Genomic DNA, 19,223 nt, shown 5'->3' on the forward strand with positions numbered 1-19,223 from the left:
ACAAACGTCGAAAGTACTTGGTTGGAAGCGACCTGGGAGGATAGAAAGCCGCTGATTAGAAAAAGCACATGTGATGAACATAGTGCTTTTTTTATTTGTCGTAATTTAAAGGAAAGCAAGCAGAGATGCTTGCTTTTTTGTTCATTATTTTTTATCCGAATATTGTGCAGTTTTTTCTTATTTATTAATATGTTAAAATTATTTTAAGGAGATAACTATGAGAGAATATAAAATTTCATTTTGTGATGAAGGACAAAAGCTGATTAAATTTTTGTTTAAACTTCTTCCAGGAGCATCTAAAAGTTTAATATATAAAAGTTTAAGAAAGAAAAATATTTTGTATAATAATAAGAAAGCAAATGGAAATGAAATTATAAAATCAGGTGATGTTATAGAGATTTGGTTTTCTGATGAAACTTTGGAAAATTTCAGTAAAAAGGAATCTAAAGAAATATTAAAGGGGAATATTGAAAATTTTTCATTTAAAGACATTATTTTGTATGAAAATGAAGATATTATTGTTGTTAATAAGCCTAAAGGCATGTTATCTCAACGAGATATATCAAGGCAAAAATCTTTAAATGATTATCTGTTGGAATATATAAAAAATAGTAATTATTCAGGATTTAAACCATCTATTTGTAATCGTCTAGATAAAAATACATCAGGGACATTAATTTGTGCAAAAACATTTAAAATTGCACGAGAAATAAATGAATTAATTAAAAATCATGTTATAAATAAAAAGTATCTTTGTTTAGTTTTTGGAGATATAAAAGATGATTTATATTTAAAAGATTATTTATTTAAAAATGTTGAAAATAATAAAGCTATTGTATCTAATGAAAAAAAGGAGGGGTTTTTAGAAATAAAAACAAAAGTTCATGTAATTAAAAGTTTTAAATTACATGAATATCCAGTAACTTTTTTGGAAGTAACTTTATTGACAGGTAAATTTCATCAAATTCGTGCACATTTAAGTTACATCGGTCATCCTATTTTGGGAGATAGAAAGTATGGAAATAATGAAAGTTTGGAAATTTCCAAAATCTTAGAAATTGGTAGACAATTATTACATTCGTATTCGATTGAATTTCCGGAAAATCATTGTTTGAAAGAATTATCAGGAATGAAAATAAAGGCACCGATTCCAAAGGATATAATGTGTATATTGAATAAAACAAAAATGCCCACATTATCTTAAAATGTGAGTATTTTTGTTTTCATGTTTTATTTTTAAAATATGTAATTGTTTCAATCAGACCTTTATCCAATGAAATTTTTGGTTTCCAATTTAATTCAGCAACAGCATTTTTATTAGACAAGCAAGATCTGTAAATATCACCGTTTCTAGGTTTTTTATAATGAATCAAATTTTTATCTTTTTTTGAAAGATTAATCATTTTGTTTGCTAATTCATTTAATGTTGTTTCGGTTTCTGTGCTTATATTTAATATTTTTTCATTTCCGTTAGTAATTGCTGCTATGTTTGCCTCGACAATATCATGAACGGAAATAAAATCTCTTGTTTGGTTTCCATCTCCGAATATATTTATCGGTTTATTTTCAGCTAAAGCTTTCGCAAAAATGTATATTACGCCACCTTCACCATTTGCACCTTGTCGTGGGCCATATACATTGCTATAACGTAGTATTGTGTAATGTATTCCGAAATATTCAAAATATAGATTTAAATATTTTTCACTTGTAGTTTTTGTTAATCCATAGAAAGAGGTAGGAAACAAACTTTCGTTTTCAGATAAAGGTAAATTCGAATTGTTTCCGTATACCGCTGCAGATGAAGAAAAAATTATTTTTTTTACACCCGTTTGTCTGCAAGATTCCAATACATTTATTAATCCCATTATATTTTCATCTGCATCTTTATATGGATTTTTTATAGATTCAGGTACAAGTGTTTGTGCCGCTTCATGAAAAACTAAATCAAATTTGTGATTTTTAAAAATGTTGGCTATAGATGAAGTTCTTATATCTGCTTCAATAAATTCAGCTTCAGACGGTACATTAAACTTTGTTCCGGAAGATAAATTATCAATTATAGTAACATTGTGATTAAGTTTTATTAATGCATCTGCCAAATGGGAACCTATAAAACCGGCACCTCCGGTAATTAATATATTCATTAATTAACAAACCTTCTCTCTTAGATATCAATCAATATGAAAACGATATCCGGCACCCCATACAGTCTCAATTTTTTCATATGGTCGTCCTGATACACTTTTCAGTTTATCACGAAGTCTATTTATATGCACTGTAACTGTGGCAGGTTCTCCTATAGGATCTAAACCCCAAATTTGTTCGAAAAGTTGTTCCTTTGAAAATACTTCATTGGGGTGTTCTACAAGAAATAACAGTAAATCAAATTCTTTTCCGGTAATAATAACTTCTTTATTATCTAATAAAATTTGACGAGCTTTCGGACGAATTGTTAATTCACCTATCGTTAAACCGTCTTCTATGCAAGGTTTGTAATTGTTTTTATTAATCAATCTTTTGTGTGTAGCCAGTTGAGCTTTTAAGTGAGCAACTAAGACGGTCCCTCTGAATGGTTTAACAAGGTAATCATCAGCACCCAATCCGAGACCTCTTACTATATCTGCATCATCATCTCTTCCTGTTGCAAAAATAATGGGGGAATCTGTTAAATCTCTTAATTTTCTGCAAAGAGAAAATCCGTCTTCTTCAGGTAAGTTTACATCTAAAATAATGGCATCTACATTTACATTATTCATTATTTTTAGAGCTTCTTCTCCGTTTTTTGCAACATGTGGAATATAACCTGAACCCTCCAAAAAATCACGTTCCATTTCCGCCATGTTTTTATCATCTTCTATAATAAGAATATTAGTCATAAGAATCCTCTCTTTCAATTAAAGGAATACGGGTAATAATAGTAAGTCCATTATCAGATTTAGCCTCATAGGTTCCTTTATGGGCTTCGATAATCTTAGCAACTATTGCTAATCCTAATCCGCTTCCTTGTATAGTTTTTTTTGTTTCAGGATTTCTATAGTATGCTTCAAATAGGTGAGGTAAATTATCTTTTGATACACCCGGACCGTCATCACTGTAAGAAAAAACAGCAAAATTACCTTCTTTATATGTTTTTAAAGTAATTTTTGAAAATTGTTTTTTTCTATAACGTATGGTATTTGCAAGAAGATTTAAAAGTATTCTTTTAAATGCTTTTATATCTAAATTTATATAAAGATTTTCAGCTAAATTCATTGTAATAGAGACATTTTTTAAGGCTAATGAATCTGCTACAGGATTTACTATTTTATGAATCGTTTGGCTGAAGTCTAGAGGCTTGGGATGTAGTAAAGAATTTGTTTTTGATATTTTATTGAATACAGATAAAGTTTCATTAAGTTCACTTAAATCTTCTGCACATGAATAAATACCTGTTATATATTTTTCTTTTTTTTCAGTTGAAAGGTTTTTATTCATTTTTAAAGCTTCAGAATAACCTAGAAGAGTAGTTAATAATGTTTTATTATCATGAATAATACCAGAAAAAATAACTTTTCTTTTTTCATCATTTATATTATTTTTCAATTCTTTTTCTTTTATTTTATCAGATAGAATTTTATAGATTTTACATAATTGTCCAAATTCATTTTCATTATTATAATAAATTTCTATAGGTTTAATTCCGTGATGAATCTGGTGTAATCCCAGTTTAAGTAAATTTGTAACAGCCAATATTTTTTTTATAAAATCGGCATTTTTTTTGTAAATAATAATAAAAAATATACAATGTAATACAAAGAAAAGTGATATTAAATAAACAAAAAAATAATCAGAAAAATTATTATTATTGTATATCTGGTAATATAAAATCATTGAAAACAGTAAAAATAAAGAAATTGAAAATAAAAAAATTTTAATTATTAAACTTTTAAAAAAAGACAATAAATTATCTTTTTTTAAATTATCTTTTTTTGTTTTTTCGTTACATGAACATGAGTTGAAGTTTTTTTCATTCATAGTTTTAAAAACCTTTTAGCAGTCAAAAGTGAGTTCTACGGGACAATGATCACTTCCCTGTATTTCGGGGTGTATTTTTGCATCTTTTATCTTATTTTTAAGTTTGTCGGATACTAAAAAATAATCTATTCTCCAACCGATGTTGCGTTCACGTGATTTTGCAAAATAACTCCACCAAGAATATGCATCTTTCTTATCAGGATATAAATATCTAAATGTATCTGTAAATCCATTTTCCAAAAGTGTAGAAAATTTTTTACGTTCATCATCGGTAAAACCTGCATTTTTATGGTTGGATGAGGGGTTTGCAAGATCGATTTCTTTGTGCGCCACATTTAAATCTCCACATAATATTACGGGTTTACTTTCTGTTAATTTTAATAGGTAATTTTTAAAATCATTTTCCCATTTCATTCTATATTCCAGTCTGGCAAGTTGCCTTTGGCTGTTTGGGGTATAACACACCACCAAAAAATGATTTTCGAATTCAGCTGTAATTAACCGACCTTCTTGATCATGTTCTTCAATATTCATTCCGTATGATATAGATATAGGTTTTATTTTTGTAAAAAGGGCTGTACCGCTATATCCTTTTTTTATTGCACTGTTCCAATATTGGTAGTAACCCGGAATATCTAATTCAATTTGATGAGGTTGTAATTTTGTTTCTTGAAGACAAAAACAATCAGCATTTAAATTTTTAAAAGAATCCAAAAAACCTTTTTTTATACAAGCTCTTAATCCGTTTACATTCCATGAGATATATTTTAAATTATTCATATAAGCTCCTTTTTTATTATAGTCTTAAAACATTTTACACTTATTATCGAATTTAATCAATTATTCAAATAAATAGAAAGAATATTTAAGTTTTAAATATAGCGGTTTATCACATATTACATGTGATGCAATATAATCCGGCTTTTGATACAATTAATAATATATGAATTATCTCATTTTTAATCGATGAAATGGTTGAAGGAGGAGTTATGAAGAAAATTGCAGTTACAGTAATCGGGGCAGATAAAATAGGTATTGTTGCCGGAATAGTAACAGAGTTGGCAGACATGAATATTAATATATTGGATATTTCACAAACAATTTTGGATGGAATTTTCAATATGATTCTTATTTGTGATATGGAAAAGTCTAATGAAGAGTTAAAAGTTGTACAAGAACGTATAGAAAATTTAGGCAAAAAAATGGGTGTTGATGCACGTGCTCAGTTAACGGATATTTTTTATTCGATGCATCGTATTTAGGAGGATATATGCTTGATATAGAAGAAATTTTAGAAACTGAGCGAATGTTTGATCAAAATAAATTGGATGTTCGTACTGTAACTATGGGAATATCTCTCTTGAATTGTGTATCTGATGATGAGAAAAAACTTTGTAGAAATATATATGATACGATTTGTTCAAAAGCTGAAAAATTAACTGGAGTTACGCATGAAATTTCCAGAGAATATGGAGTACCTATTGTAAATAGACGCGTTTCCGTTACACCGATATCCTTGGTATGCGGAGGCCTTAAGTCTTCAAATTATGTATCAATTGCAGAAACTATGCAAAAAGCTGCAGATATAATAGGGATTGATATAATTGGGGGATTTTCAGCATTAGTTGATAGTGGAATCAGTAATTCAGATGAAGTTTTAATTAATTCTATTCCTGAAGCTTTAGCATCTACATCAAGTGTTTGCAGCTCTGTTTCCGTAGGTTCAACAAAAGCAGGAATTAATATGAATGCAGTAAAAAAGATGGGTGAAATAATAAAGAAAACTGCGGAATTGACGAAAGATAATGATGCATATGGCTGTACAAAGCTTGTTGAATTTTGTAATCCTGTAGAAGATAATCCTTTTATGGCAGGTGCATTTCACGGAACTACGTTAGGAGATTCGGCTATACATGTAGGTGTATCAGGTCCCGGTGTTGTAAAGAAAGCATTGGAATCTGTAAGAGGGGAACCTCTTGATGTAGTTGCAAATGTTATAAAAAATACTGCTTTTATGATTACACGTTTAGGTCAATTGGTTGCTAAAGTGGCATCAGATCGTCTTAATACTCCTTTCGGTATTATAGATTTATCATTGGCACCTACTTCAGATGTAGGAGATAGTGTTGCGCAAGTTTTAGAAGAAATAGGATTGGAGAGTTGCGGAGGACCGGGCACAACAGCTACACTTGCATTGCTTAATGATGCAGTAAAAAAAGGCGGATTAATGGCATCATCAAGAGTAGGAGGACTATCCGGTGCATTCATCCCTGTGAGTGAAGATTTAGGAATGATCGAAGCCGTGAAGAGAGGTAGTTTAACTCTTGAAAAATTGGAAGCTATGACTTGCGTATGTTCAGTGGGATTGGATATGATAGCTGTTCCGGGAGATACTTCTGTAGAAACTTTATCTGCCATTTTGGCTGATGAAGCGGCTATAGGGATGATAAATAATAAAACTACGGCAACAAGGCTTATACCTGTACCGGGTAAGAAACCGGGTGATATGGTAAGCTTTGGTGGACTTATGGGATATGCTCCCGTTATGAAAATAAGTAAGTTTAAGGCAGATAATTTTATTAAGCGTGGCGGGCGCATACCGGCTCCGATTAGGTCTTTAACAAATTGATTTGCTATAAAATTAATACCGATTTGATATTTTCTCCTTAAAGTAATATATATAAATTACTTTAAGGAGAATTTTATATATTACTTTATATATAATTAAAATACTTTTTGATATTTTAATGGTATTTTTTAAGTATAAAATGAAATATAAAACTATTTACAAAATGAATTATTATTTGTAATGTTCAAGAAATATAATTTTCGGAAATTATTATATTTTTATAACTGTATTTAAATGTCTAAAATTTGATAGAATAAACATGAAATAGTGATTGTAATAGGTTATACTATAAAATAGTTTATTGAAATATTTGCAGTGTAAGATTTTTAAGATGTATTATATTGGTAGTAAAGTTATGTTTTTAAATAAAATTAAATAATATATGAAATTAATGAATAGGGTAAGCATTATTTGAGTTATAATGTATTTGTAAAGTTGTTTGGATATGTAGTTTTTTAAAAGGTGACAATGATATGAATCAAGATTGTGAAAGTTCAAATAAAAGAGGACATTGGTATTTATGGTTATCTGCTATTACTTTGGTTCCGTTTATATTTGAATTTTTTTTAAGTTGGGTATATGGATCCGCCGGAGGATATGCATTATTTTCCCAAGCAAAGATTTTTTTATTGTTTTTTGAAATTAGTGCCATTACGATTTATTTCATAAAGCATAAAATGAAAAAAGCGGCAATCCATTTATGGATTACTGTTTTGTGTTTAATTCTTTTTTCTTTAATCGTTCCTTATTTATCTACTCATGCAGGTGTTGTACTTGATATGACCGATGTGTCAGGGGAGTTAAGTACACCTTTATATTTATTTTTGTCATGCTTAATTGCTGCATGGGTTTTACCAGGTAAGATAAGATGGGTAATAAGAATAATATGTGTTTTGTTTATGCTGTTGTATATTTTTATTCAATGCACATATGTAGGTTATTTTGAATTGACAAATTCGCTTATATCGGTAAATATGCTACTTGCTCTTGCTCAAACAAATGTAACTGAGTCAATGGAGTATATAAGTGTAAATATTTCATATTTTAAGTTGATTTCGGCAATAATAGGCGTTTTAATAATAGGCGGTTTTGTTTTTTATACAAGTAAATTCAGTTTTAACAGAAAAGGAACATTTTCAAAGAGAATATATTTTTTTGTATTGATGGTATTTTTAGCAAATTGTTTACTTACAGCATGGAGTGTAAGCAATACAAGATTGGCACATGTTCTTTTTGAAACATCCTCAACTTTAAAAAGTTTTGCAGAATATCAGAAAATTTTAGAGTCAAGAAAACATATGAAAATTGAAGACTCAAAATTGTTGAATGAATTAAGAAGTGTACCTGATGGTGTATACGTATTAGTTATTGGTGAATCTTTGACCAGAGATCATATGAATGTATATGGTTATAACAGAGAAAATACTCCATTTCAATCAAAAGCCATTTTAGATCCTCATTATACATTTTTTAATCACGTTTATTCTTGTTATACTCAAACTGTTCAAGTTTTAACGTATGCTTTAACGGAGAAAAATCAATATAACGATATAAGATTGGCAGATGCATTTTCCATTATAGATTTAGCCAGACAGGCAGGTTTTAAAACAACATGGATATCAAATCAATCACGTTTCGGTATATGGGATACACCTATAGGTGCTATAGGTTCTCAATGTGATGATCAATATTGGATTAATAAATACATAGGCACAGGTGTTGTAACCAAAAATTACGATTCTGCTTTAGTTCCTTTTTTGCGTAAAGTGGATCCTACTAATAGAAGACAGTTAATAGTAATTCATTTGATGGGTAGTCATGTAAGTTATTGGGATCGTTATCCGAAAGAGTTTTATTTTTGGCCGGTTGATCAAAGCAAAAAACGTACAAAAGCTGAAATAATGACTGACGAATATGATAATTCCGTTCTTTTCAATGATTATGTAATGTCGCAAATTATGAATGAGGTTACAAATTATATACATGCGGATGGGTTGATTTATTTTTCAGATCATGGAGAATTGGTAGCGGAACGTCCGGGTCATAATGCAGATCAATTTGACTACACGATGGTTCATATACCTTTTTGGGTTTATACTTCCGATAATTATCAAAGAACTCGAAAGGATATTTTTAATAGAATGATTGAACGAAAAAATATGCCTTTTACAAATGACAAAATTTACGATACTTTGATGGGTATGATGGGATTGAAATTTGTACATTACGATGCGAGATATGATTTTTTCTCTGATAAATATGATGAAGATTATTCAGACTTATTAACTATGTATGGTAATATTTGGGTAAGAAATGATAAAGAACAGGTTGGAGAAAACAAGGATATTTTGGATAATGAATGGAATAACAAATATCCTCAGGGTAAATTGGGAGTAACTCCAAATTTAGATTTTAGTGCATATCCTAAAGTATTTATAACGGAAGCTCCTCTTCCGGATATAAAAAACGAAGGTTTAAGTCAAGAAAATAAATAAAATGATAATGTTGTTTAAGGAGGGTTTATGCGACTTCGTAAAAAGCCGTGGATTGAAGAAGCTATTAAAGAATATAAAGAATTTTTATTTTTGGATGAACCTAAAGATAAACGTGAAAAGTGGAGACAATGTTTTAAAAAACCTGAAAATCCGTTACATGTAGAATTCGGCACAGGAAAGGGAAAATTTATATTGGGAATGGCATTAAAAAATCCTGAAATAAATTTTGTAGGAATGGAAAAACAGCAAGGTGTTATTTATTATGCTGGAAAGAAAATTGCTGAATCAGAAACAAAAATAGAAAATGTCAGATTAATTTTGGGTGATGTAAGTGTTATAGAAGAAATTTTCGGCAAAGGAGAAGTTGATTGTATTTATTTGAATTTCAGTGATCCATGGCCGAAAAAAAGACATTTTAAACGAAGATTGACTTATAGAGATTTTTTAAATCGTTATAAAACTATACTTAAAAAAGACGGAAGGATAATTTTTAAAACGGATAATCGTGGTTTATTTGATTTTTCGATATCTGAATTTAAAGAAACAGGATGGAACTTGTCGGATATAACTTATGATTTACATTCAAATCCTGTAGAAGGTGACGTTGAAACAGAATACGAAGAAAAATTCAGCAGGAAGGGGAATTCTGTATGCCGTTTAATAGCACGGCGCCCAAACGAAGAGTAAAATACATTCCTAAGGCTCTTCGGTGGTTGCTTATAATTGTAAGTATCTTAATAGTACTTGGATTTTTTAACATTTACAGTGCAACATACTATATGGATTTACACTCAGGTGATAGTGCTTATTATCATATACTTAATCATAGTATATATTTGATATTGGGTATCATAGGAAGTGTAATAGTATCACGTTGTAATGATGTTTTTATACGTAAGCATTCATTGTTGTGGGTAGGAATAACATTACTATTGTTGCTTGCTGTTGTTGTAGCAGGGCGTACTGTAAACGGAGCAACGCGATGGATTCAAATCGGACCTGTTTCTTTGCAGCCTTCAGAAATAGCTAAGGTTTCAGGTATTATTTGGACGGCTTCATATTTGGCACCTAAATTGGACAAAAAAGAGAAAATAACTATATTTTATAGATTTTTTAAACCTTTTATACATTCAAGAAGTAAAAGAAAATCAGATTCTTTTAGTGCTATGATAGGTTATTTTAAGCCGTTGATTGCACCTTTTATAATGGCGGTTATGGTATTGATGCAACCGGATATGGGCACTGCCGGAATGATTATATTTTTTCCCGGATTTTTATATATAATGTCAGGTATGCCTATAAAAGAAATTATATGGGGAATTACTGCTGCCATAGGTGGATTTTTCTTACTGGCGTTGATAGAGCCGTATAGATGGGATCGTGTAATTGTATTATGGGATCCTTTTTCGCATGCAAGAGATTTAGGATATCAGACAGTACAAAGTTTAATCGCTGTAGGATCCGGCGGTATATTTGGACAAGGATTAGGTCAAGGATTGTCTAAATTTTTATATTTACCTGAACAATATACTGATTTTGCATATGCAGTTTTCAGCCAAGAGTTCGGATTTATAGGATCTGTTTGTATACTTATATTGTATGTAGCATTTTTATGTTGCGGATTTTCAGTGGCACGTCAGTTGAAGTATACATATCATGCTTTATTGGTATATGGGTTGACTATGCTTATATCTATACAAGGAATTATAAATATAGCAATGGTAATAGGATGTTTTCCGGTTACCGGGATACCGCTTCCATTTATTTCGTATGGAGGTACATCTTTATTAATTAATATGTTGGCAGTTGCTTTAATATATAATACTGTTACCAAAAGTCTTTATAGAAGTGATATGGAAGAACGTAGAATGTATATCGCTGCTATGGAAGGTAAGCTTGTATCTTTGGATAAAATTTCAGGCACAGTATTTCATCCGGAAAATAAGTGATTAATAGTATGGAAATTATTTTTTTATTAAAAGGTGAAAAAAACTATAAGATAGTTGAATATTCAAAAATATTTAATATGAATTGTTCTATATTTTCTTATTGTAAAAATTATTATGAAATTTTAAAAAAAATAAATAACAAAGACAATTTTTTTATATATACGAATATATTAGAATGTTTAAGCATATTTGCATATAATTTAAAATGTGAAAAAAAGAACGGATTTATTATTTATGATTCTGGATATAATAATTGGTTAGTTACGGAGTTTAGTGAAAATTATTCTGAATCATATTTTATAAGTCCTTCAGATTTTGCATTTGTGGGAAAAAATTCGAATATTAAATTAATGAAAAGCTGTTATTTGTATTTAAAAGACAAGACAAAATCTATTCATGAAGCTTCAGATTATGTAAGAAAAGAATGTATGAATAATTAAATTTTAAAAATTATTTATGCTATACTTATTTTAATTAAAAAAATGATTTTATGGAGGTATTTTATGTATATAAGTAACAATATATTGTTGTTACCTGTTTGTTTTTTTGGACTTTATTTCATACTTGAGGCAATGGATTGGGGACTTTGTATTGCATCATCATTTATATGTAAAAGTGATGATGAGCGTAAGGTAATTCTTAAATTACTTAGACCTGGGATTGATGGAAATGAATTATGGTTTTTGCTGGGAATAACTGCACTTATTTTTTTTGTTGATTCAGTATATAATTTAAATGAAAGCACAAAAATTTTAACAGGAATAATTATATTAGGATGTATTATAAGATTTATATTCTCATTGGGAATAGATATTTTTAAAAATAAAACTTCCTGTAGATTGATGACTTTATTTTCAATAATGAGTTTATTTTTTATCGGATGCTATTCATTTATGCCTTTATATAAGGAAAGTTATTTACTTTCCTTAGTAGGTGCTTTATCATCTTTTTGGATAATTTTTTCTTGTTTTCAAATCGGATGTATATATGGAGCGGTAAAAACTGTAAATCCGTTATCTGAACGATTTAGGGCAGGCTATTTAGTAAGTAGCTTAGTTTCTGTTTTTGCTTACTTGATATTTTCTTTCTTTTTAAAATCTTATTTCGATGATAATGCTATAAACAGCGGCTATTATTGGATAGGAATAGTCTCAACACTTATATTTTATGTATTATCTTTCTATTTTGTTCGTAGTCGTAATGTTAAAGTGGGACTTGTATTTGCTTATTTTTATTTGATTTGTTCACTTTCAACTTATTTTATTACATACGTATCTAAATTTTCTTGTTGGAAAATTTTAAATGTTATCTTAATAAAAAAAGAACTGGTTAATTTACATATATTAGAAATTTTATTAATTACAGTTATATGGACTTTTGTTTCATTTATATATAAATTAGTAAGGAAAAAACTTGTATATAAGTGGAATGATTATATTTGAAGGAGCTTTTTATGAGTGAAATTTTTAAGACAGAACATACAATTGATGAAATTCTCAATAAAATGGGAGCTAAAATAGTTTTAAATACTGAACTTCTTTCTGATGAGGAAAAAAATAAATTAAAAAAAGAAGGTAAAATTGTTATTTTAGATAAACCTGATGAACATAAAAAATAAAGAAGCAACAGTCATTTTTGATGTGTTGCTTCTTTATTTAATAAATATTTTTAAATAATAGAAGGGATGTGAATTTGTGGATTCGTTTGTTCATTTACATTCTCATACGGAGTACAGTCTTTTTGATGGAATAAGTCGCATAAAAGAATTGGTTTCATATGTAAAAGAATTAGGTCAGCAAGCTATTGCAATAACAGATCATGGTGCAATGTATGGTGCCGTTTATCTTTATAAAGAGTGTATTAAGCAAGGTATTAAACCTATAATAGGATGTGAATTATACGTAACTGCAGATTCAAGATTTAAAAAGGGTAATGCTTTCAAAGAAAAGTTGGGACATTTGATTTTACTTGCAGAAAATAATGAGGGGTATCAAAATTTAATTAAAATTTGTTCTAAAGCTTGGGTTGAAGGCTATTACGTAAAACCTAGAGTTGATCATGATTTATTAAGAAAATATAGTAAAGGGATAATAGCACTGACTTCTTGTATAGGCGGAGAAATACCGCAAGCGATTTTAAATGGAGATAAAGAAAAAGCACGTAAATTAACTGAATTTTATATAGATACATTCGGCAGAAATAACTTTTTTTTGGAATTGCAAAATCATGGAATGCCGGAAGAAGCTATAGTAAGGCAAGAATTGTCTTTAATTGCAAAAGAATATAATTTAGGCTTGGTAGCTACAAATGATTTTCATTATGTGCGCAAAGAAGATGCTAAAAGTCACGAAATAAAATTATGTATTTCTACAGGAAATACTTTAGATAATCCAAATCATTTCGCTTTTGCAAATAATGAGTTTTATTGTAAAAGAGGAGAGGAAATGAAATTGCTTTTGGGTGAATTTCCCGGAGCAATAGAAAATACAAAAATAATAGCTGAAAGATGTAATGTTAAATTAACTTTCGGAAAACATAAACTTCCTTCGTATGATGTGCCTTGCGGTGAAACTGCTGCAACATATTTACGAAAATTATGTTTTGATGCTTTGCCTAAACGATATCCGCATTTTAATGATAAAGAAGAAAGCCGATTGAATTATGAATTGAATATCATAAATCAGATGGGATTTTCAGATTATTTTTTGATTGTAATGGATTTTATACGGTATGCAAAAAATAAAGGAATTCCAATCGGTCCCGGTAGAGGAAGTGCAGCAGGAAGTATAGTTGCATATTTATTGGATATAACAGAAATAGATCCTTTAAGATTTGATTTACTTTTCGAACGTTTTTTGAATCCGGAACGTGTATCAATGCCGGATATAGATACAGATTTATGTTATAGAAGACGTGGAGAGATAATTGAGTACTTAAAGAGTAAATACGGAGAAGAACAAGTTGCTCAAATTATTACGTTTGGAACGCTTGCGGCAAGAGCAGTTATACGTGATGTAGGTCGCGTAATGAGCATTCCGCTTAAAGAAGTTGATAGAATTGCGAAAATGATACCCGGTGGTCCCGGTGTTACTTTAAAATCGACTTTGGAATCTTCACGTGATTTTTTAAATGAATATGAAAATAACAATACGGTACGTACGTTAGTAGATCATTGTATAAAATTAGAAGGATTATCACGTCAATCGGGTACACATGCTGCAGGTGTAGTAATTTGTTCAAAACCTGTTTATGAATATGTACCCATACAATTGACTCAAGATGATTTTATACAAACACAATATGAAAAAGATCTGGATGAAGAATTAGGTCTTTTGAAAATGGATTTACTTGGTTTGAGAAATTTGACAGTTATTCATGATACATTGCAAATGATAAAAGAAAATCGCGGAATAACTGTTAAAATGTCTGAAATTGACGATAGTGATGCAAAAACATGCAATATGCTTTGTATGGGAGATACTGTCGGGGTTTTTCAATCTGAATCCGATGGATTTACAAATTTGTTGATGCAATTACACCCGGAAAGATTTGAGGATTTAATTCCTATGGTAGCATTGTATAGACCGGGGCCGTTGGGAAGCGGTATGGCGGAAGATTTCATTAATAGAAAACACGGAAAAACAAAAGTGGATTATCCTCATCCGTCATTGGAAAAAATTTTAAAAGAAACATATGGAGTTATTCTTTATCAAGAACAAGTTATGCAAATTGCCTCTGAAATGGGAGGATTTACATTAGGCCAATCAGATTTACTTAGAAGAGCAATGGGACACAAAGAACCCGAGATACTTCAAGCACAACGCGAACTTTTCGTAAAAGGTGCTGAGGGTAAAGGTATAGATAAAAGCATATCTAATCATGTTTTTGATTTGATGGTTCATTTTGCAGGTTATGGATTTAATAAATCTCATAGTGTTTGTTATGGACGTATTGCATGGGAAACTGCATATTTGAAAGCTAATTTTCGCCCTGAATTTATGGCATCTATGATGACATGTTATATCGGTGATATAAATAAAGTAAATAGATACATTGAAAATACACGTAAAGCCGGAATAAAAGTTTTGGCACCTGACATAAATAAAAGTCAAGCATATTTTTCAGTAAAAGGTGAAAATATTATTTTCGGTCTTTCAGGAATTCAAAATGTTGGAGAAAATGCTGTAAATCATATTATAGAATCACGTAATAAAAAAGGTGATTTTAAAAATCTTATTGATTTATTGGAAAGAATTGACTCAAAAATTTTGAATAGTCGAGCATGCGAAAGTTTAATAAAATGCGGTGCATTAGACTGTTTCGGTTATGATAGAAGTCAGTTGTTGGCAGTTTTGGATGATGCTATAAATATAGCCGCATCAGGGAGATTTGACAGAGATGCCGGTCAGCAAAATTTATTTGCTGAATCTGAAATAATAAGAGAAATTGATTACCCTGATATAGAACCGATGTCGAAAAAAGAAAAACTTCATTGGGAAAAGAAATTGCTCGGGTTTTATGTAAGCGGGCATCCTTTAGATGAATATTCCGACATGATTGAATCGTTTGTGAAATCAAAAGTTTTTGATGATAATGATATTGATTATGATGGTAGAATTGTGACAATGTGCGGTATAGTTACAAGAGTAAAAAAAACTATTACAAAAAAAGGATTATCAATGGGGTATGCAACTTTAGAAGATTATGACGGAGAATTTGAATGTGTGATATTTCCATCGGTATGGGAAAATAAATTTCAGTATTTAGTTAAAGATAAAGTTATAAAAATAACAGGTAGAGTACAAGCTGATGAAAGAAATTTAAAAATTCTTGTTCAAGATATACGTGATATGGATGAATTGAAAACATCAAGAAATGGTGGGAAATTGCATTTATATGTAGATGAATCACATGAATCAAATTATGTAAGCAGAAGTTTAACGGAAATATTACAAAATAATCATGGAGAAATTCCTATATATTTGCATTTATTGAAAGAAAAAAGAGTAATAGAAATGAATAGGGAATATTGGATAGATTATACCGATTATACAGAATCCGCGTTAAAAAAGCTTTTAGGTAAAAATGCAGTTAAATATATAAAAAAATAGTTATAAGTAGGGGGAAAATATGAATTTTCTTGTTTGTGTAAAAAATGTAGTAGATACATCAAAAATGAGGATTGATCCTATAACCGGAAGATTAGACAGAAATGGTGCAAAAAGCATAATTAATCCGTTAGATTTAAATGCATTGGAAGCCGCACTTTCTTTGCGTAAAGAATTAGGCGGTACTGTGAGTGTTATATCTATGGGACCTCCTCCGGTTGAGGAAATATTAAGGGATTCTTTGGCGCGTGGAGCAGACAAAGCTTATTTGATAACAGATAGAAAATTTGGTGGTGCAGATACATTGGCAACGAGTTATACTCTTGCTGCAGGAATAGAAAAAATAGGTAATTTTGATTTTATTTTTTGCGGACAAGAATCTTTGGACAGTAATACTGCACAGGTAGGACCGGAACTTGCCGGCTTGTTAAATATAGAAAGTATTTGTTCAATTGTAGATTTAAAGTATAAAGGCGAAAATATAGTTGAAGTTAAAAGAAAAATGAATAAAAATGTTGAGATTTTGGAGGTCAAACTTCCGGCATTGTTTACTGTTTCTTCAGAGTTAAATAAACCCGGGTATCCATCAATCAAGGGAATTTTAAATAAGAAAAATTTTGAAATTATTTCATTGACTGCAGATGATTTAAAAGTGGATTCTGAACGTATAGGTATTAAAGGTTCACCTACACAAGTTAGAGGTATAAGGCCGATAATTCCTGTAAAAAAAGAAAATATATCTATAGATACACCGAATATGGAAGAAAGTGTAAATTTATTTTTAAAAGCAATGAAAAAAATTAAAGTTATATAGAGAGGGAATTATGGATTTTTCAAAGTACAAGGGTATATATGTAGTAGCTACATCTGTAAATGGAGAATTTCCAAAAGTTGTAGGAGAACTTATTGGAGAAGCAAAAAAAATTGCCGATAAATTAAACGATCAAGTAAATGTTTTATTTATTGGAAACAAAGTTAAAATTCATGCTGAAACTTTGATTCATTTAGGAGCAGATAATGTATATTTAGTTGAACATGAATTATTTAATTATTACAATGGAAAAGTTTATGAAAAAATATTGGTTGATTTTTTTAAAGAACATTTTCCGTCGGTAATAATTTTTCCGTCAACAGATGATGGACGTGATTTAGCACCAAGAACGGCATCAAAACTTGTCTGCGGAGTAACGGCAGATGTTACGGAAATGTCTGTAGATGAAAAAACAGGTATGGTAATTTGGTCAAGACCGGCAATGGGCGGAAATATTATGGCAGATATTGTAAGTCCCAATTTTAGACCACAAATAGGAACAGTTAGACCCGGAAATTTTTTGTATCCGAATGAAGATACAACACGACATGGTAAGATAATAAATATTGAGTTTAGTTTGAAAGAAAATGAAATAGGAACATTGTTAAAAGACATTATTACGAATTCTATTGAAGACAATCCTGTTGAAGATGCAAAGATTATTGTTGCCGGGGGACGTGGAATAGGTAAAAAAGAAAATTGGAAATATGTTAGTGAATTGGCAAAATTACTTAATGCAGCGATAGGATGTAGTAGACCGGTTTGTGAAATGGGTTGGGAAACGAGTGAGCATCAAATAGGTCAAACAGGGAAAAATGTTTCTCCGAAAGTATATATAGCTTTGGGAATTTCAGGTGCGATGCAGCATATTTGTGGAGTAAAATCAGATATTTTAATTGCAATAAATAAAGATTCTACTGCACCTATAATGAAAGAAGCTGATTATACGGTTGTTGCAGATTTAAATAAGTTTTTACCTATATTAATTAAAGAATTAAAAAAGATAAAAACCGATAAATGAAATTGAAAACAGGAAGTATAGTATTTTACTTCCTGTTTTATAATTTAAGTTTATACTGTGTTATAATAATCTCAAAGTTAATAAGGGAGATAAATATGCGTGCTTTAGGTATAGACCCCGGAACGGGAAGATGCGGTTTCGGTATTGTAGATAAAAAAGGTAATTCAATATCTGCTGTGGACTATGGGGTAATAGAAACAACAAAAGAATATAGTTTATCTGAAAGATTAAACATTATATTTACGGGAGTAAATGAATTAATAGAAATTTATAAACCCGATGTTATGGGTATTGAAACACTATATTTTAATAAAAATATAACAACAGCGATTTCAGTTGCACAAGCACGCGGTGTAATACAATTGGCGGGGTTTCAAAAAAATATAAAAATTTTTGAATGCACTCCGCTTCAAGTAAAACAACAAGTGGTAGGATATGGCAGAGCAGAAAAAAAACAAGTAATAGAAATGATTATGCAAATAATGAATATAAAGAAAAAGATAAGCCCGGATGATGCTGCCGATGCACTTGCCATTGCATTGACAGCAATTTATCGTACTGAATATGAAAATATTTACGGGAGATTATAATATGATAGGGTATATAAAAGGGACTGTAACAACTTTTGAAAAGCAATCATGCTTTGTTGAAACATCAGGAATCGGTTATCGTATTTTTATTTCTGATATAGATAAAGAAAAACTCCGTGTAGGTGAAAATATAAAATTATATACGTACATGGCTGTTAGAGAAGACGCAATACAATTATATGGTTTTATTGAAAAAGAGAGTTATGATTTGTTTTTAGTTCTTATATCGGTGTCGAAGATAGGACCTAAAGTTGCTATGGGGATATTGTCTGCAATAGATATAAATTCATTTTGCAATGCAATTCAAAAAAAATCTATTTCAGTTCTTACGAAGTTGCCCGGAATAGGTAAAAAAACAGCAGAAAGATTGGTACTTGAACTTAAAGATAAAATAGCAGTATCTAATGTGGAAAATGTAGAATCTGATACTGAGTCTTCAACTTCCGAAAAGGTATCGGAAAATGAAGCGGTGATGATTTTAAAATCATTGGGATATCAAGAATATGAGATTATGCCTGTTTTAAAAAGTATAAAAAAGGAATTTAAGGATCCTATGGAATTAGTTCGGGCGGTTTTGTTTGAAATGGGGAAAAAACATTCATGACA

The 19,223-nt window shown here is 30.0% G+C and carries 18 protein-coding genes; 14 read left to right on the top strand and 4 right to left on the bottom strand.

The features are described 5' to 3' along the window. Window positions 1-217 precede the first annotated feature (217 nt). Window positions 218-1,204, top strand: coding sequence for an RluA family pseudouridine synthase (locus tag P6922_RS02520; protein ID WP_007554661.1), 987 nt, complete (start codon window positions 218-220; stop codon window positions 1,202-1,204). Window positions 1,205-1,223: 19 nt separating this feature from the next. Here P6922_RS02520 and P6922_RS02525 read toward each other — a convergent pair whose 3' ends face one another. The 4 genes from P6922_RS02525 to P6922_RS02540 are packed head-to-tail and all read right to left on the bottom strand — an operon-like array spanning window position 1,224 to window position 4,794. Next, entirely contained in the window at window positions 1,224-2,144 is a 921-nt protein-coding gene (locus P6922_RS02525; protein WP_276873989.1) for an NAD-dependent epimerase/dehydratase family protein, read from the bottom strand. Window positions 2,145-2,171: 27 nt separating this feature from the next. Continuing rightward, window positions 2,172-2,876: a response regulator transcription factor gene (locus P6922_RS02530; RefSeq protein WP_007554671.1), complete on the bottom strand. Its 705-nt coding sequence runs from the start codon at window positions 2,874-2,876 to the stop codon at window positions 2,172-2,174. After that, a complete protein-coding gene (locus P6922_RS02535) occupies window positions 2,869-4,014 on the bottom strand; it encodes a sensor histidine kinase (RefSeq protein ID WP_276873990.1) in 1,146 nt (381 codons plus the stop codon). The genes P6922_RS02530 and P6922_RS02535 overlap by 8 nt, the downstream gene beginning before the upstream one ends. A 15-nt stretch (window positions 4,015-4,029) precedes the next feature. Then, window positions 4,030-4,794, bottom strand: a complete 765-nt coding sequence (locus tag P6922_RS02540; protein WP_276873992.1) for an exodeoxyribonuclease III — start codon at window positions 4,792-4,794, stop codon at window positions 4,030-4,032. A 209-nt stretch (window positions 4,795-5,003) separates the two neighbouring features. On the opposite strand from P6922_RS02540, the gene P6922_RS02545 reads away from it, so the two are divergent. The 13 genes from P6922_RS02545 (at window position 5,004) to ruvA (ending at window position 19,221) form a co-directional block, all read left to right on the top strand. After that, the gene (locus tag P6922_RS02545; protein WP_007554655.1) at window positions 5,004-5,276 is read left to right on the top strand and encodes an ACT domain-containing protein; all 273 of its coding nucleotides are present in this window, start codon (window positions 5,004-5,006) and stop codon (window positions 5,274-5,276) included. Between the two features lie 8 nt (window positions 5,277-5,284). Next, window positions 5,285-6,643, top strand: a complete 1,359-nt coding sequence (locus tag P6922_RS02550; protein WP_276873994.1) for a PFL family protein — start codon at window positions 5,285-5,287, stop codon at window positions 6,641-6,643. A gap of 473 nt (window positions 6,644-7,116) precedes the next feature. Then, window positions 7,117-9,138: a phosphoethanolamine transferase gene (locus tag P6922_RS02555; RefSeq protein ID WP_276873996.1), complete on the top strand. Its 2,022-nt coding sequence runs from the start codon at window positions 7,117-7,119 to the stop codon at window positions 9,136-9,138. A 27-nt stretch (window positions 9,139-9,165) separates the two neighbouring features. Next, window positions 9,166-9,825 carry a tRNA (guanosine(46)-N7)-methyltransferase TrmB gene (trmB, locus tag P6922_RS02560; protein ID WP_007554678.1) on the top strand — a complete coding sequence of 220 codons (660 nt, stop codon included), beginning with the start codon at window positions 9,166-9,168 and terminating at the stop codon, window positions 9,823-9,825. After that, a complete protein-coding gene (locus P6922_RS02565) occupies window positions 9,789-11,087 on the top strand; it encodes an FtsW/RodA/SpoVE family cell cycle protein (protein WP_276873998.1) in 1,299 nt (432 codons plus the stop codon). The genes trmB and P6922_RS02565 overlap by 37 nt, the downstream gene beginning before the upstream one ends. An 8-nt stretch (window positions 11,088-11,095) precedes the next feature. Further along, window positions 11,096-11,527, top strand: coding sequence for a hypothetical protein (locus P6922_RS02570; protein ID WP_276874000.1), 432 nt, complete (start codon window positions 11,096-11,098; stop codon window positions 11,525-11,527). A gap of 63 nt (window positions 11,528-11,590) precedes the next feature. Continuing rightward, window positions 11,591-12,529, top strand: a complete 939-nt coding sequence (locus P6922_RS02575) for a cytochrome d ubiquinol oxidase subunit II (protein ID WP_276874002.1) — start codon at window positions 11,591-11,593, stop codon at window positions 12,527-12,529. An 11-nt stretch (window positions 12,530-12,540) separates the two neighbouring features. Further along, on the top strand, window positions 12,541-12,705 hold the full coding sequence (locus P6922_RS02580) for a hypothetical protein (protein WP_007554668.1): 165 nt from the start codon (window positions 12,541-12,543) through the stop codon (window positions 12,703-12,705). A 76-nt stretch (window positions 12,706-12,781) separates the two neighbouring features. After that, window positions 12,782-16,198 carry a DNA polymerase III subunit alpha gene (locus tag P6922_RS02585; RefSeq protein ID WP_276874004.1) on the top strand — a complete coding sequence of 1,139 codons (3,417 nt, stop codon included), beginning with the start codon at window positions 12,782-12,784 and terminating at the stop codon, window positions 16,196-16,198. Window positions 16,199-16,217: 19 nt separating this feature from the next. Next, window positions 16,218-17,009 (top strand): electron transfer flavoprotein subunit beta/FixA family protein, encoded by a 792-nt coding sequence (locus P6922_RS02590; protein WP_276874006.1) that lies wholly within the window; start codon window positions 16,218-16,220, stop codon window positions 17,007-17,009. Window positions 17,010-17,019: 10 nt separating this feature from the next. Further along, window positions 17,020-18,027 carry an electron transfer flavoprotein subunit alpha/FixB family protein gene (locus P6922_RS02595; protein WP_276874008.1) on the top strand — a complete coding sequence of 336 codons (1,008 nt, stop codon included), beginning with the start codon at window positions 17,020-17,022 and terminating at the stop codon, window positions 18,025-18,027. A 95-nt stretch (window positions 18,028-18,122) separates the two neighbouring features. Then, on the top strand, window positions 18,123-18,617 hold the full coding sequence (gene ruvC / locus P6922_RS02600) for a crossover junction endodeoxyribonuclease RuvC (RefSeq protein WP_276874010.1): 495 nt from the start codon (window positions 18,123-18,125) through the stop codon (window positions 18,615-18,617). A 1-nt stretch (window position 18,618) separates the two neighbouring features. Then, window positions 18,619-19,221 (top strand): Holliday junction branch migration protein RuvA, encoded by a 603-nt coding sequence (ruvA, locus tag P6922_RS02605; RefSeq protein WP_276874012.1) that lies wholly within the window; start codon window positions 18,619-18,621, stop codon window positions 19,219-19,221. The last annotated feature ends 2 nt before the right edge of the window (window positions 19,222-19,223 follow it).

This window comes from Dialister micraerophilus, from assembly GCF_947090205.1.
GTDB lineage: Bacteria > Bacillota > Negativicutes > Veillonellales > Dialisteraceae > Dialister > Dialister micraerophilus.